The sequence below is a fragment of the Dermabacter vaginalis genome, assembly GCF_001678905.1.
GTDB classification, from domain to species: Bacteria; Actinomycetota; Actinomycetes; order Actinomycetales; family Dermabacteraceae; genus Dermabacter; species Dermabacter vaginalis.
This window is the reverse complement of record NZ_CP012117.1, coordinates 2,053,435-2,067,997: the sequence shown is the minus strand read 5'-3', so window position 1 is coordinate 2,067,997 and position 14,563 is coordinate 2,053,435. Positions and strand designations below refer to the sequence as shown.

The window sequence follows — 14,563 nt, the reverse complement described above, 5'->3', positions numbered from 1 at the left end:
GACTCCTCCTGACTATCGGCGAAGCTGGGCCGCTTTCGGCCTCTCACCATGGTCGCGCTCGGTCACGATGGTGACCTGTGAAGCGTCAAGTTTCACACTCGCCTCGCCGACCTCAAAGGCGACGATGAGTGCCGCATCGTGGGGAACCGCGCGCTTAAGAACGGCGAGTGCCACCGGGCCTTCGTCGGCATGGAGCGCACTCGAGGTCAGCGTTCCCACTCTCTTTGTGCCGAAGAATACCTCCGCGCCCACGGGGGCGGGCATGTCCTGGGAGCCATCGAGGTGGAGGCGCACGAGGCGCCGAGGCGGCTGGCCGAGATTGAGAACCTTTGCGACCGTTTCTTGGCCACGATAGCAGCCCTTATTCGTGTGAACGGCGGTGCGCAGAAGGTCGAGCTCGTGGGGGATGGTCTTTTCGTCGACTTCTCTCACGAGGCGCGGCCGGTGGTTGACGATACGCACGGCCTCTGCCGCCCAGAGGCCCGCAAAAAATTCGGGCTTACGCCAGGGCGCACCGGGGGCGCGAAGCTCGGCGTCGCTCACGAGCGTGAGGTGCCATGGCTCGGGGAAATCGGGGTCGGGGCCGTAGGCAACGCCGCCCGGGGCGACCTCGGGCCACGCTTGGACCCACGTGGCAGTCGGCGTGGGGGACTCCTCACCGAACACCGTAGCGAGCGGGGCGCATGAGCCGAGCACGTGAAGGTCGTCGCGCTCGACAAGCTCGATGCGATTCGCGAACGTCATGAGGGCGAGGTAGTCATGAAGACGCTCGCGCGTGCCGGGGTCGGTGATGAGGAAGAAGGATTCGGGGCTGGTCGCCACGTGAAAGAGGGATTCGACGCGCCCCTGGGGGCTCAGCACGCACGCCTCGAAGGAGTCACCCTCGGTGCGATCCGTGAACACTTGAGAGGTGACGGTCGTGAGCCAGGTTGCGCGGTCTTCTCCCCGCACCTCGAGAACCTCGAGGTGGCCGAGGTCGACGACCGCCGTGCCAGCAACGAGGCGTCGCTGCTCGCGCAGAGGCGCACCGTAGTGCGCGGGAGCCGCCGCGTCTGGGCCGGATTCCTCGTGGATCGCGCGGTGGGTGATCAGTGGTGCGGGACTCACGCCTCCTTCACGTCCTCGTCAGCGGCACGGTTGAGCTCGACCGAGAGATAGGGGCGCAGATTCGAGAGAGACGAGCCGACTTCCTGAAGCCACATGAGCCGTCCACCCACGAGTCCGAACATGCGGGCCCCGTGCGAGTCATCGCTGCCCGCAGCACCGCTTGACGCGGCAAGATCCTGGGTCGCGAGCTGAATTCGTGGACCGCGCACTTCGCCTGCCCAGTGCTCGGCGGGCGCCTCACCGAAGGCGCTCGAACGCTCCATGGTGAGGCTCACGCCGTGAGAGAGGTAGCTTTCGGGACTACCCGGCTTCGCGTTCTTCGCGGCCTCTTCATCCTGGCCCGGAAGCACGCCGGTTGTGCGCCACGTGCCCTTTTCCTCAAGCAGAAGCTCGCGCACGAGCGTGGTGTCGGTGCTCTGCTGGGAGGCGTCGGATTTCTCCTCACCTTTCTCGTAAAACGCCGACGTAGGCGGTTCAGGCGCGGGTGAGTTGAGCACCCACGTGCGCATGACCCACGTAAGCCCCTTGGCCGAATTGGGCGTCACCGTGAGGCGCTGCTCGATCGCGTGACCAACTTCTTCGCCGTTTTCGCCCTTGAGCTGCACGGCACCCGTGCCTTCCCACGCCCCTACGAGCCACGCGAGTGGGTAGAGCGACGGGTCGAGATTCTCATCGATGACGATGGGCACGAAAACTCCCTTGTGAATAGTGGTGAATGAACGTTTCTTTAACGTGGGGCATGGTACGTGTATTCCCCCTGAAGGACGGTGCTCAGGCGGCCGGGATGACCGTAAGCCCGAGGTCCGCGGGAACGTAGCTGAGGGCAACCTCGAGGAACAAAAGCGCGAGGATACCCGTGAGGGCGATCGGCGAGATCGCGACTGCGAGCGACTCGCGCGGATCAGCTGCGCCAATCACTCGCGACAGAAGGAAGAACACGAACAGTGAGGCCGTGCACAGAACCGCGCCGGCGAGGGTCGACATCGCGATGATCAACGGCGAGTACCCGAGGGCCCAGGGGAGGAGCCCGGAAGTGGCCGCGCCAATCACGATTGCGCAGCTCACGCGCCCGGCGGAGGGGAGTGGAAGGGCAAGGCACAGGGTTCCGAGCGCAAGGCCCATGGTCATCGCAAGGAGGAATCCGACGGTTGCCGGCCCGTTCGCCGAGGCGAGTGCCCAGCCTTTCAGCCAGGTCACGGTGAGGGTAGTGATGAGGGCGCCGCTTGCTGTTCCGGAAATCGACAGCGTGAGCCGCGAGCGTTCGCGGCGCAGCATTTCGTGAGCAAAACTCAAAAACAGCGCGATGGCGATCACGATAACGAGCTTCGTGGTGAGACCGGTCGTGCCGAGTGCGAGTGCGAGGCCGAGCGAACCAAGACCGGCAAGTGCCATGATGATGCCGCTTCCCGTGCGGCTTGGAAGCTCGAGAAGGTGCGGCCAGCTCACGCACAGGAGAACCACGAACATTCCCAATATTCCCGCGAGGACTTCTTCGCTGAGCGCGGGAAGGGACATGGCTGCGGCGAGCGCGAGTGCACACGCGCCCGTGAGGGGTGCCCGCTCACTCGGTGTCATACATCAACCAATCGTTTTATGGGTTATGCCTCAAGGAAGTCTACGGGGCTGCCCTCGTGAAACGCACGCGGGAGGGGCGTACTACACTTGGGGAGCCCCTGAGCTGTCGTTTCGAGGAGAGTAACCCCGTGGCACGCGAACAGTCCCCGATCCTCGCGGCAGGCGCGCTCGTCTGGCGTGAAAAACACGGGAAACTGCAGGTTCTTCTCGTGCACCGCCCCAAATATGATGACTGGTCGATCCCGAAGGGGAAGCTCGAGCCGGGTGAATCGTTTGTTGCCGCGGCAGTGCGTGAGGTGGAAGAGGAGACCGGGTATCGGATTCGCCTCGATCGCCCCCTTCCGACGGTTGACTACCGCACGCACGGCCGACCGAAAACAGTGCGTTACTGGGCAGCGCAAGTGCGCGCCCAGACCGGCCCGGGCCCCAAAAATCCCAAAGAAATCGACAGGGTCGAATGGGTCGCAGTCTCGAAGGCTCGCGAGATTCTTACGAGAAAATCTGATCGGGATTTGCTCAAGCGCGTGCTCGATTTTGCCGATCATGGCGAGCTCAGCACGACGCCGGTCATCGTGCAGCGGCATGCGGCTGCGCAGTCTCGTGCGAAGTGGCGAAAAGGCGACGAGAAAACCCGACCCTTGCGGCGCAAGGGTCGCAAGCAGGCCGCAGCGCTTCCGCCGCTTCTAGGGGCCTACGCTCCAAAGAGCGTTGTCACGTCGCCCTGGCGTCGCTGCCTCGAGACCATCGAGCCGTTCGCGCTCGAAGGAGGGATTGACATCGTCGAGAAGCCGGAGCTCACCGAGCATGCGCACGCGAAGCGGCCTGCGCGAGCGGCCGCGGTTATGGAGCGCGCGATTGCCGAAGCTGCGCGCACGGTCGTGTGTACGCATAGGCCGGTGCTGCCCACGGTCATCGCTGCGGCGAAAAATGCGTGTACGAAAGAGGTTCGGGGAAAGTTGCCGCGGGAGAATCCTTACCTCGCTCCGGGCGAAATGCTCGTTCTTCACACGACTGAGCGTGGCCGAATAGTGGATGTCGAGAGGCACCTTCCCAATATTGGATAGAGGCCGTGAAGGCAACGAAGGTTGTGAGGGTCATGAGGGTTGCGAAGTCTGGGATGTGCGGCACATCGCAATGTGGCACGAACGCCCGAATGAGTCTCTGAACTGGCAAAACGATCGTTAGATGTCTGGAATCTCAGAAATTCCGACATGAGTTCACCATTTGTTCACCTGGGAATACTCGCGGCGTCACTTCCGGCTTCTACCTTCGACGTGTCCACTTACGACCCGTATCCCAGGCTCGAAGAGCCTCGAAAGGACACTCGTGAACCTCAAGAAGAAGTTCGTTTCCGCAACCGCCCTCGGTCTCGCCGGCGCCTTCGCTCTCGCGGCGTGCGGTGGCGACTCCACCGATGACAAGGGTGGCGACAAGGGTGCATCGAACGCTCCCGCTGACCTCTCGGGCACCCTTAACGGTGCCGGCGCTTCCTCGATGGAGGATGCCCAGGGCGCCTTCATCGGTGGCTTCATGGCCCAGAACTCGGGCGCAACGGTGACTTACGACGGCGTTGGCTCGGGCAAGGGCCGCGAGCAGTTCCTCGCTGCCGCTACCAACTTCGCTGGCTCGGACGCCTACCTCAAGGACGAAGAGGTCGAGGCTTCGAAGGATCGCTGCTTCGGTGGCCAGGCCTTCGACATCCCCGTCTACATCTCCCCGATCGCTGTCGTCTACAACCTCGAGGGTGTTGACGACCTTCAGCTTTCGCCCGATACCCTCGCGAAGATCTTCGCGGGCGACATCAAGAAGTGGAACGACGAGGCCATCAAGGCTGACAACCCCGATGTTGAACTCCCCGACACGGACATCGTTCCGGTCCACCGCTCGGACAAGTCGGGCACGACCGAGAACTTCACCGAGTACCTCGCCGCTGCTGCTCCCGAGTCGTGGAAGCACGGCGCAATCGAGACCTGGTTCGACAACGGCGGCCAGTCGGGCGAGAAGACCTCGGGTCTCGTCAACACCGTTCAGGGTGGCAACGGCACGATCGGCTACGCCGACGCGTCGAAGGCCGGCAACCTCGGCACCGCTAAGATCAAGGTTGGCGAAGAATACGTCGCCTACAGCGCCGATGCTGCTGCCAAGGCCGTTGAGGTTTCGCCCAAGGCTGAGGGCCGCGGCGAAAACGACATCGCTCTCGACCTCGCTCGCGACACGACCGAGTCGGGCTCGTACCCGATCGTCCTCGTGTCCTACATGGTCATGTGCGACACCTACGAGAAGAAGGAAGATGCCGACCTCGTGAAGGCTTACGCTTCCTACGTGATCTCGGAGCAGGGCCAGAACGACGCGGCTAAGGCTGCTGGCTCGGCACCCCTCTCGGAGAAGCTCCGCGAGGACGCGCAGAAGTCGGTTGACGCGATCAAGGCTAAGTGACCTGCACTTGACGCCTGAGGCGTAACGGTGCGCCGCCGAGCCCACCAGGTTCGGCGGCGCACTCTTGTTTGAAAACCTTTTCATCCCCTACTGTCAGGAGCGTGCGCGTGAGCACAGCGGCTGCCGAAAACAGCACTCCCGCCAAGGGCGCCCCCCAACCTCCGGGCAACGAGAAAAGCGAGAGCTTCAAGAGCTCCGGCGCGCGTCCCGGTGACGCGATCTTCTCGTCGCTCAGTGTTGGCTCTGGCCTCATCATCTTTGCCGTGCTCGCGGCAATCTTCATCTTCCTTCTTATTCAATCGCTGCCGGCGATTGAAAACTGGAATGCGATCCCCACCAATAGCGGGAAGCAGAACCTCTTCGAGTTCGTGGGTCCGCTGGTCTATGGCACGGTTCTCGCTTCGCTTCTCGCGCTCTTTATTGCGGCGCCCATCGCCATCGGCATCGCCCTCTTTATTTCGCACTACGCGCCGCGCAAACTCGCGACCCCCATCGGCTATGTGATCGACCTTCTTGCAGCCGTGCCTTCGGTGGTGTTCGGTCTTTGGGGCGGTGTGTGGCTCGTGCCGCTCATGCAGCCGCTCTACACCTTCCTTAACACAAGTCCCCTTACGTCGTGGATTCCGCTCTTCCAGGGCAACCCGCATGCTCCCATGCGCAACGTCATGACCGCCGCGATCGTGCTCGCGGTCATGATCCTTCCCATCATCACCGCCGTGAGCCGCGAGGTCTTCCTCCAGGCGCCCGGTGCGCAGGAAGAAGCCGCGATCGGTCTTGGCGCCACCAAGTGGGAGATGGTGCGGATGGTCGTGCTTCCCTTTGGTCGTAGCGGTGTCGTTTCAGCCTGCATGCTCGGCCTTGGTCGTGCTCTCGGTGAAACGATGGCGGTCCTCATGGTGCTGAGCCCCGGCTACACCTACTCGCTACACCTCCTTGAGGTGGGCAGGCACATGACAATCGCGTCGTACATCGCCTCGCAGAACGCGGAGTCGACCGGTATTGACATGTCGAAGCTCATTTTCGCGGGCCTCGTCCTGTTCCTCATCACGTTCGTCATCAACGCGCTTGCCCGCTGGATCGTGGCAGCTAGCGCACGAAAGAAGTAGGGGGATCAGCAATGAGTGAAGCATCCGCAACCCTCAACACCACCAGCCCCGGCCCCCGCGGCTCGGAACCTGAGCGCAACGGCATCATGAACTCTGGTGAGCGTCGCCTGCCGTGGTGGCACATGATCCTCACGGGCGTCATTGCCTTCGTCGTCGTAGCGGTTCTTCTGCTCGCGACCGGCGCGTTCACGCTGCCCGCGATCCTCGTTCTCGGCTTTTTCGCCCACCTCGTGATCGGCTATCTCTACTCCCGCGTGCGCGAAGGCGAGCGTTGGGCCAAGGATCGCCTCATGACGCTCATCCTTGTCGGTGCCTTCGCCACGGCGATGATCCCGCTCGTGTCGCTCCTGTGGGAGGTCATCTCGAAGGGCGGCCCGCGTCTGCTCACACCGGGCTTCCTTACCGGCGACATGCAGGGCTTCAACGGCGGCGCCGATGGCGGCGGCATCCTCCACGCGATCGTGGGCACGCTCATCATCACGCTCGGCGCCTCCATCATCTCGATCCCGATCGGCTTGCTCACCGCGGTGTTCCTCGTGGAGTACGCCCAGACCGGCTGGCAAAAGACTCTCGGCAAGGGCATCACGTTCCTCGTCGACGTGATGACCGGTGTCCCCTCGATCGTCGCGGGCCTGTTCACGCTCGCACTCTTCACGACCCTTTCGGGTGAAGCCGGGCTGCGAATGGGCGCTATGGGTTCGGTTGCACTTTCCGTGCTCATGATCCCCACCGTGGTGCGCTCGAGTGAGGAAATGATTCGCCTCGTTCCCCTCGAACTGCGCGAAGCGGCCTACGCTCTGGGCGTTCCGAAGTGGCTCACGATTGTGCGAGTCGTGCTGCGTACGGCGATCGCGGGTCTTACGACCGGTGTCACCCTCGCCATCGCACGTGTGATTGGCGAGACCGCGCCGCTTATGTTCACGATCGGCGTGTTCCAGATGATGAACGCCAACCCGTTCGAGGGCCGCATGATGGCACTCCCGACCTTCATCAACCAGCAGTACGGCTTCGGCCACGCCGTCTGTGGCGACAAGGGCGAGAAGGTCCTCAACTACTTCACGCGCGAAGAATTCGCGTGTAACCCGGATATCAACTATCAGCGCGCGTGGGCGGCAGCATTGACGCTTATCGTGATCGTCATGGTGTTGAACATCTTTGCCCGCTTCGTCTCCTACTACTTCTCGCCGAAGACCGGCCGCTAAGCCCTCCCAGGCTGATCTTTGAAAGGATTCCAGATGTCACAGAGCATCGACGTGAAGAACCTCAACGTCTATTACGGCGACTTCCTCGCCGTTGAGGACGTCAACGTCAAGATCGACGCGCGCAGCGTCACCGCCCTCATCGGCCCGTCGGGCTGCGGCAAGTCCACGTTCCTGCGCACCCTCAACCGCATGCACGAGGTCATCCCCGGTGCCTACGCCGAGGGTGAGGTCAACATCAACGGCGAGAACATCTACGGTCCGGGCATCGATCCGGTGAACGTGCGCCGCCGCGTGGGCATGGTGTTCCAGAAGGCGAACCCGTTCCCCACGATGTCGATCGCCGAGAACGTCCTCGCTGGTGCGAAGCTCAACAACAAGCGCATGTCAAAGAGCGAAGCCGACCAGCTCGTCGAGGAGTCGCTGCGTGGCGCAAACCTGTGGGAAGAGGTCAAGAACCGCCTCAACAAGCCTGGCGGCGGCCTCTCTGGCGGTCAGCAGCAGCGCCTCTGCATTGCTCGCACGATCGCCGTCAAGCCCGACATCGTTCTCATGGATGAGCCCTGCTCGGCGCTCGACCCGATTTCGACCCTCGCGGTTGAGGAACTCATCCACGAGCTCAAGTCGCAGTACACGATCGTGATCGTGACGCACAACATGCAGCAGGCTTCGCGCGTGTCCGATAAGACCGGCTTCTTCAACATTGCCGGTACGGGCACCCCGGGCAAGCTCATCGAGTTCGACGAGACGACCAAGATCTTCAACAACCCCGCGAAGGAAGAAACCGAGCGTTACATCTCCGGTAAGTTCGGCTGATCGGCACGCCCACTTACGGGCACCATTTGCCACGAAAGGCGCGGTGACGGGGCAACCCCGGGCCGCGCCTTTCGCATGCCACGGCGCATAGCGCCGAAAGTATGAGGGCTGATCCGACTGGGGGTGGAATCGACGCGGCGCATCGTCGCGAAACATCCGCCCTGCGACAGGGATGAATGGTCCCGAGGGTCGATGCGTGAGCGCCCGCCTCCGCGAGAGCGTAGAGGCATGACAACACCACACAATATTCAGCCTTCCTCTACTGTCCAGCCAGCCGTCGGAACCGTCCCCGGCGCTCGCCCGATCGTCCTTTCTGCGCGCAACCTCGCGCTTGCCTATGACGCGCATACACACGCCCTGAGAGGCGTGGATCTTGATATCTACTCTGGTCAAAGTCTCGCCATTATGGGGCCGTCAGGCTGCGGCAAGTCGACGCTGCTGCACTGCCTTGCAGGCATCCTCGCGCCGACGGGCGGACGGGTTCTTTACGGCGAGCGCGATCTACGAGACATGCGCGATGCTGCGCGAACGAAACTGCGCCGCACCGACTTCGGTTTTGTGTTCCAGGACGGTCAGCTGCTCCCGGAACTGAGCGCCCTCGAGAACGTGATGCTCCCGCGCATGCTTGCGGGTGTCTCGCGCAGGAAGGCCAAGACAATGGCGAAGCATTGGCTCGCTGCGCTTGGGCTTTCGGGGCTCGAGGAACGCCGGCCCGGTCAGCTCTCGGGTGGCCAGGCGCAGCGCGTCGCTATCGCCCGTGCCCTGGCGGGGGAGCCGTCGGTTGTGTACGCCGATGAACCCACCGGGGCGCTCGATCAGCAGACGGGCCAAGAGGTTCTCCACCTGCTCCTTCGGGCGACCGCAGATGCCGGGAGCGCGCTCGTGATGGTGACGCACGACCAGAGTGTTGCGGCCGCGTGTGCGCGTACGATCACGATGCGTGACGGCCAGATCGAGCGGGAGGTCACGCGGTGAACGCTCTGCCCATGCTCGTGCGGGGGCGGAACTCCCTGGCGAATGCTCTTCCCGTGATCGCCTTTGCGGCGGCGACGGCGATCATGTGTACCGTGCTCGCGGGCACGGGTGCGTTCTACGGGCGTCTTGGCCCCGAAGGTTTTGACCCTTCGAGCGCGAATGCATCCCCCGAGGCGCAGATCATGCCGATGCTCGTGATATGTGCGGTCTTCGCGTGCGTTCTGCTCGTACCGAACGCAATCGCACTCGGCGGGGCGGCGGCTCGGCTTTCGCTCGCTCGCCGCGAGAAGGATTTGGCGGCGGTGAGGCTCGTTGGGGGAACGCGCGCGCAGGTCGCGGGGGTCGCGGTGTCCGACGTTGCCTGGCAATCCATCGTGGGGGCAGCGATCGGTGTTGGCGTGCATATTGCAGCGGCGTGGCCTCTTTCGCACCTCGATTTCGGGATCCGAAAGTTCACGGTGGGCGAGCTCATCTTGCCGTGGTGGGCGCTCGCACTGACGCCTTTTGCGCTCGCGCTCTTCGCGGCGCTTTCCGCCGCTATCACTCTTACGGGCGTCGCCCTGAGTCCCCTCGGCATCGCACGCGGCGCGCATACGGTGCGCATGTCTGTCGTGCGTCTTCTCGTGTGGGTGCTGAGTATCGTCGTGTTCCTGGTTGTGGCAGCCTTCCTCCCGAAGATCGAGGGTGTCTCGCTCGGTGCCATCATCGTGGGCGTCCTTGTGACCGTGGGCACGATGGTGTTTGCCGTCAATCTCGCGGGCCCGTTCATCGTGTGGATCGTGGCACGGTTCGCCGCGTTCCTTGCACCGACTCCGGGGCTTCTCGTAGGAGCACGGCGCCTGACCGCGGATCCTCGTGCGGGGTGGCGCGCGGTGTCGGGCGTGACGATCGCTCTCGTCGTCGCCGGGTTCGCGTCAATCATCACGATCTTCCCGAATGGCGATGCAGTCGCGCAGCTCATGAACCAGGCGCTCGTGACGGGTGCGCTGCTCACGGTGGGGATCGCGGCGGTTCTTGCGGCGGTGAGCACGGGTGTCACCCACACCGCGCGTGTGCTCGACCAAGCGCCGAGGTATCGCGCCCAACACGTGGCGGGGGCGAGCGTGGGGCAGCTGCATCGCGCCCGCATTGCCGAAATCGCGATTCCCGTGGGGATTTCTCTCGTGGTCTCTGTGTTCATGGCAGCTCTCGTGCTGCTTGCTCTCATGGGGTCGTCGGCCACGAATCCCCTCGTGGCCGTGGGCTTCCTCGTGAGTGTCGTGGCAGCGCTCGGCCTCGTGGCGGCGTCGGCCCTCGTGAGTTCTCCGCTCGTGGCGCGCGCGGCGCGTGCGCGCGTGCGCGCAGCAGACTAGGGCGCCACAATACGGGCCAGATTCGCGCCGGCACGTGGGGCGGTCCCGCGTGCCGGTGCTTTACGGTGCGCTTGGAGGGCCCGCGTCTACGCTGAAGGCATGGACTTTGAGACCGTAGACCCCCTGAACGTCCCCGAGGGCGCTCTCCTTTTCGACATCCGCGAGCAGGACGAATGGGATGCCGGGCATGCCCCAGGCGCCCGCCACCTTCCCGCGAGCAGCCTCGCCGCGCACCTCGATGAACTCTTCGTCGAGGATGAGGAGGGCCGCGAGCGGGACATCTACCTCGTGTGCCGCTCTGGCGGGCGCTCGTCGCAGGTCGCCCAGTGGCTCGCGATGCAGGGCATCGAGGCAATCAACGTTGGCGGCGGCATGGATGCGTGGCTCATGCAGGGACTGCCCGTCGTCACCGACGCGGGCGAGCAGGGCCGCGTGCTTTAGCCCCGAGCGTTCTGGGGGCAGGCTTCCTCGAGGCGAGCGTGGCACAGTGGGGCCATGACGAATTCGAAGCCCCGCATCCTGATCACCGGCGCCACGCGCGGCATTGGCCGCGCGAGCGCCTTCGCCCTCCAAGACATCGCCCACCTCGTGCTCGTGGGCCGCGACGAAAAGGCGCTCGAAGCGCTCGTGGCCGAGCTACCGTCGGCTGAGTATGTCCTTGCGGACCTTGCCGATTCGCAGAAAATTATCGACGGCATGCGCGAGGCCCGCGAGAGCGGCGCCCTCGGAACAGGCAGCGGCGGGCTTGACGGCGTCGTGCTGAGCGCGGGCGTACTCGCCGGCGACACGGTCGAGAACACCAAGCCGAGCGACTGGGAGTTCGCCCTCCACATGAACGTGACCGCGCAGGCCGTTCTCACCGCCCAGATCCTCCCGGAGCTTCGCGAGGCGCGCGGCACGATCGTGTTCGTGAATTCCGGCTCGGGCTTCACGTCGAAGCCCGGCAACGCCGTGTATTCCGCGACCAAGTTCGCCCTGCGCGCTCTTTCCGATGCGCTGCGCGAGGAAGAACGCGGAAACGGCGTGCGCGTTGTATCGCTCCACCCGGGGCGCGTCGCGACCGACATGCAGCGCGAACTGCGCGCCTACGAGGGCGGGGAATACGTCGAGAGCGACTACATGACACCCGAAACGATCGGCGAGGCCGTGCGCTACGCGCTCACGGCCCCGCCCGAGGCGAACGTCGACGTGCTCTCCATCCGCCCGCGCTAGTGGCTCATCTCGAAGTCATCTACGCTGAGCGTCGCGCGGCCTGCCTCGAGCCGTGCGACTGGCACGCGGAACGGTGAGCACGAGACGTAGTCGAGCCCGAGCCAATTGAAGAAGTGAATCGAGCTCGGGTCTCCACCGTGCTCGCCGCACACGCCCACGTGGAGATCCGGGTTGACGGCGCGTCCGCGTTCGGTGCCGATGCGCACGAGTTCGCCGACGCCGAATTGGTCGATCGACTCGAACGGGCTCGTGAGCAGGATGCCGTGCTCCTTATAGGTGAAGAAGAACCCGGCCTCGACGTCGTCGCGCGAGAAGCCCCACGTGGTTTGCGTGAGGTCGTTCGTGCCGAAACTGAAGAACTCGGCTTCCTCAGCGATTTCGTCGGCGCGAAGGGCAGCGCGCGGCAGCTCGATCATCGAACCGATCACGGTCGTGAGCTTGAGGCCCGTTTCCTGCGTGACCGCGTCGCGCACGGCGAAGATTTCCTTCTTGATCTCGCGCAGCTCACGAACGGAGCTTACGAGCGGGATCATGATCTCGACCTGCGGCTTCAAGCCTTCGGCGCGAGCCTTCGCTTCGGCCTCGAGGATCGCGCGGGTCTGCATGCCAAAGAGGCCGGGGATAGAGAGGCCTAGCCGCACCCCTCGAAGACCGAGCATCGGGTTCTGCTCATGCAGGCGCTTTACGGCCTCGAGCACCTTGATTTCATGATCGTTGTGCTCGCCGCGCTCTTCAGCTTTCGCGATGCGCACCGAGAGTTCGGTGAGGTCGGGGAGGAACTCGTGGAGCGGCGGATCGAGGAGACGCACGGTCATGGGCAGGCCGTCCATTTCGCGGATCATCTCGAGGAAGTCGCCGCGTTGGAGGGGCAGGAGCGCAGCGAGAGCTTCTTCGCGTTCCTCGGGGCTTGCGGCGAGGATGAGGTCCTCGACGAGCTTGCGGCGATCGCCGAGGAACATGTGCTCGGTGCGTGTGAGGCCAATGCCCTGGGCGCCCATGCGACGTGCGCGAGCGGCATCCTCGGGAGTATCGGCGTTCGCGCGGACGAGTAGGGCGCGCTCGCGATCGGCGACGCGCATGAGTCGATCAACGCTTGTGACGAGCTCAGCTTCGCCATCGTCGAGGCCCTCGAGTGGCATATCGGTAGCGCTTTCAAGGCTTGCACCGGATTCAAAATAGGCGGCCACGGCGCTCGGCTGCACGGGAACCTCTCCGAGGAAGACTTCACCGCTCGTGCCGTCAATCGACACGAGATCCCCGTCGCGCAGCACCACTTCGCCGTCAACGCGAACTTCGCGGGCGGCCTCATCGACCGTGAATGCCTCGACGCCGCACACGCACGTGCGGCCGAGACCGCGGGCAACGACGGCCGCGTGGGAGGTCTTCCCGCCGCGCGCCGTGAGCACGCCTTCGGCGGTGATCATGCCCGCGAGGTCGTCGGGGTTGGTTTCGCGGCGCACGAGGATCGAGCGCGTGCCTGCTTTCGCACGTTCGAGCACGTCGGCGGAGGTAAAGGCGACGTGACCGGTAGCGGCGCCCGGGGAGGCATTCATGCCGCGTGCGAGGAGTACGCGCTCGGCGTGCGGATCGAACGCGGGGAACATGAGGCGCGAGAGTTGATCGCCGCTCACGCGCATGAGCGCCTCGTTTTCGCTGATCGCTCCCTCGTCGAGGAGGGCGGTCGCGATGCGGAAGGCGGCAGCGGCGGTGCGCTTGCCCACGCGAGTTTGGAGCATCCACAGTTTGCCCGATTCGACCGTGAACTCGATGTCGCACAGGTCGCGGTAGTGCTGCTCGAGCCGCTCCATGATGCCGATGAGTTCGCGGTAGTTTTCGGGGAGCAGCTCTTCCATGGTGGGAAGGCTGAGCGTATTGCGGATGCCCGCAACCACGTCTTCGCCCTGAGCATTGATAAGGAAGTCGCCGTACACGCCGCGTGCACCCGTCGCGGGGTCACGCGTAAAAGCGACGCCTGTTGCGCTGTGATCATCGAGGTTTCCGAACACCATTGAACACACGTTGACGGCTGTGCCGAGATCGTGGGGGATGCGCTCGGTGTTGCGGTACACGATCGCGCGCGGCGAATTCCACGAGTCGAACACGGCGTGGATGCTCATGGTGAGCTGCGTGAACGGATCCTGCGGGAAGGGCGCGCCGGATTCGCGCTCGATGATCTCTTTGAAACTCGCGACGATCCGCTCGAGGTCGCCTTCCGAAAGCTCGACATCGCTCGCTGCTCCCGCGGCCGACTTCGCGTCGTCGAGAACTGCCTCGAAAAGCTCGGCATCGATATCGAGCACGGTGCGGCCAAACATTTGGAGGAGCCTGCGGTAGGAATCGAGCGCGAAGCGCCGCGAGTGCGAAAGCTCGGCGAGGCCCTCGAGCGTTGCATCGTTGAGGCCGACGTTGAGCACGGTTTCCATCATCCCGGGCATCGAGACTTTTGCGCCCGAACGCACACTTACGAGAAGCGGATTTTTCGGGTCGCCGAACGTGCGCCCCAGTTCCTTCTCGACACTCGCGAGTTCGCGCTTCACCTGGTCGTTGAGTGCACTTGGCTCGTGCCCGTAGCGCATGTAGTACCGACAGGCGTCGGTCGTGATCGTAAAGCCGGGTGGCACGGGAAGCCCGAGCTGGGTCATTTCGGCGAGGTTCGCACCCTTGCCGCCGAGCAGATCGATCTGCTCGCGCGAACCGGCGCTAAAAGGGTACACGTACTGATCGCTCATGGCGGACCGTCCTCAAACACATCATTGTGGCGGGTGGGGTGGCACCATTGTGCGCC

The 14,563-nt window shown here is 64.0% G+C and carries 13 protein-coding genes; 9 read left to right on the top strand and 4 right to left on the bottom strand.

Translation table 11 applies throughout. The annotated features are described in order from the left end of the window. Positions 1 to 12: 12 nt before the first annotated feature. The 3 genes from ygfZ to DAD186_RS09110 form a co-directional block, all read right to left on the bottom strand. Positions 13 to 1,107: a CAF17-like 4Fe-4S cluster assembly/insertion protein YgfZ gene (gene ygfZ, locus DAD186_RS09120; RefSeq protein ID WP_065248400.1), complete on the bottom strand. Its 1,095-nt coding sequence runs from the start codon at positions 1,105 to 1,107 to the stop codon at positions 13 to 15. Continuing rightward, positions 1,104 to 1,796 carry a heme-binding beta-barrel domain-containing protein gene (locus DAD186_RS09115; RefSeq protein ID WP_065248399.1) on the bottom strand — a complete coding sequence of 231 codons (693 nt, stop codon included), beginning with the start codon at positions 1,794 to 1,796 and terminating at the stop codon, positions 1,104 to 1,106. Before DAD186_RS09115 ends, ygfZ begins: the two co-directional genes overlap by 4 nt. Before the next feature lie 82 nt (positions 1,797 to 1,878). Next, a complete protein-coding gene (locus tag DAD186_RS09110) occupies positions 1,879 to 2,682 on the bottom strand; it encodes a hypothetical protein (protein ID WP_065248398.1) in 804 nt (267 codons plus the stop codon). A gap of 128 nt (positions 2,683 to 2,810) precedes the next feature. On the opposite strand from DAD186_RS09110, the gene DAD186_RS09105 reads away from it, so the two are divergent. From DAD186_RS09105 to DAD186_RS09065, 9 genes are all read left to right on the top strand, one after another. After that, positions 2,811 to 3,746, top strand: coding sequence for an NUDIX hydrolase (locus DAD186_RS09105; RefSeq protein WP_065248397.1), 936 nt, complete (start codon positions 2,811 to 2,813; stop codon positions 3,744 to 3,746). Between the two features lie 262 nt (positions 3,747 to 4,008). After that, the gene (gene pstS / locus DAD186_RS09100) at positions 4,009 to 5,118 is read left to right on the top strand and encodes a phosphate ABC transporter substrate-binding protein PstS (RefSeq protein WP_065248396.1); all 1,110 of its coding nucleotides are present in this window, start codon (positions 4,009 to 4,011) and stop codon (positions 5,116 to 5,118) included. A gap of 107 nt (positions 5,119 to 5,225) precedes the next feature. Then, positions 5,226 to 6,224 (top strand): phosphate ABC transporter permease subunit PstC, encoded by a 999-nt coding sequence (gene pstC, locus DAD186_RS09095; protein ID WP_065248395.1) that lies wholly within the window; start codon positions 5,226 to 5,228, stop codon positions 6,222 to 6,224. An 11-nt stretch (positions 6,225 to 6,235) separates the two neighbouring features. Then, positions 6,236 to 7,426: a phosphate ABC transporter permease PstA gene (pstA, locus tag DAD186_RS09090; RefSeq protein ID WP_082991172.1), complete on the top strand. Its 1,191-nt coding sequence runs from the start codon at positions 6,236 to 6,238 to the stop codon at positions 7,424 to 7,426. Positions 7,427 to 7,459: 33 nt separating this feature from the next. Further along, positions 7,460 to 8,239: a phosphate ABC transporter ATP-binding protein PstB gene (gene pstB / locus DAD186_RS09085; protein WP_065248394.1), complete on the top strand. Its 780-nt coding sequence runs from the start codon at positions 7,460 to 7,462 to the stop codon at positions 8,237 to 8,239. A gap of 228 nt (positions 8,240 to 8,467) precedes the next feature. After that, positions 8,468 to 9,214 carry an ABC transporter ATP-binding protein gene (locus tag DAD186_RS09080; RefSeq protein WP_065248393.1) on the top strand — a complete coding sequence of 249 codons (747 nt, stop codon included), beginning with the start codon at positions 8,468 to 8,470 and terminating at the stop codon, positions 9,212 to 9,214. Further along, positions 9,211 to 10,566, top strand: coding sequence for an FtsX-like permease family protein (locus DAD186_RS09075; RefSeq protein WP_065248392.1), 1,356 nt, complete (start codon positions 9,211 to 9,213; stop codon positions 10,564 to 10,566). Before DAD186_RS09080 ends, DAD186_RS09075 begins: the two co-directional genes overlap by 4 nt. Before the next feature lie 99 nt (positions 10,567 to 10,665). After that, positions 10,666 to 11,007, top strand: coding sequence for a rhodanese-like domain-containing protein (locus DAD186_RS09070; protein ID WP_065248391.1), 342 nt, complete (start codon positions 10,666 to 10,668; stop codon positions 11,005 to 11,007). A gap of 54 nt (positions 11,008 to 11,061) precedes the next feature. Then, positions 11,062 to 11,778, top strand: a complete 717-nt coding sequence (locus DAD186_RS09065; RefSeq protein WP_065248390.1) for an SDR family oxidoreductase — start codon at positions 11,062 to 11,064, stop codon at positions 11,776 to 11,778. Here the strand turns inward: DAD186_RS09065 and ppdK are convergent. After that, the gene (ppdK, locus tag DAD186_RS09060) at positions 11,775 to 14,507 is read right to left on the bottom strand and encodes a pyruvate, phosphate dikinase (protein WP_065248389.1); all 2,733 of its coding nucleotides are present in this window, start codon (positions 14,505 to 14,507) and stop codon (positions 11,775 to 11,777) included. The two genes, DAD186_RS09065 and ppdK, sit on opposite strands and share 4 nt — an antisense overlap. Positions 14,508 to 14,563: the final 56 nt, after the last annotated feature.

Excerpts from the sequence above, each read along its gene's own strand:
- DAD186_RS09110 (WP_065248398.1), bottom strand. The coding sequence starts at position 2,682 with ATGACACCGAGTGAGCGGGCACCCCTCACGGGCGCGTGTGCACTCGCG.
- pstA (WP_082991172.1), top strand. The coding sequence starts at position 6,236 with ATGAGTGAAGCATCCGCAACCCTCAACACCACCAGCCCCGGCCCCCGC.
- pstB (WP_065248394.1), top strand. The coding sequence starts at position 7,460 with ATGTCACAGAGCATCGACGTGAAGAACCTCAACGTCTATTACGGCGAC.
- DAD186_RS09080 (WP_065248393.1), top strand. The coding sequence starts at position 8,468 with ATGACAACACCACACAATATTCAGCCTTCCTCTACTGTCCAGCCAGCC.
- DAD186_RS09070 (WP_065248391.1), top strand. The coding sequence starts at position 10,666 with ATGGACTTTGAGACCGTAGACCCCCTGAACGTCCCCGAGGGCGCTCTC.
- DAD186_RS09065 (WP_065248390.1), top strand. The coding sequence starts at position 11,062 with ATGACGAATTCGAAGCCCCGCATCCTGATCACCGGCGCCACGCGCGGC.
- ppdK (WP_065248389.1), bottom strand. The coding sequence starts at position 14,507 with ATGAGCGATCAGTACGTGTACCCTTTTAGCGCCGGTTCGCGCGAGCAG.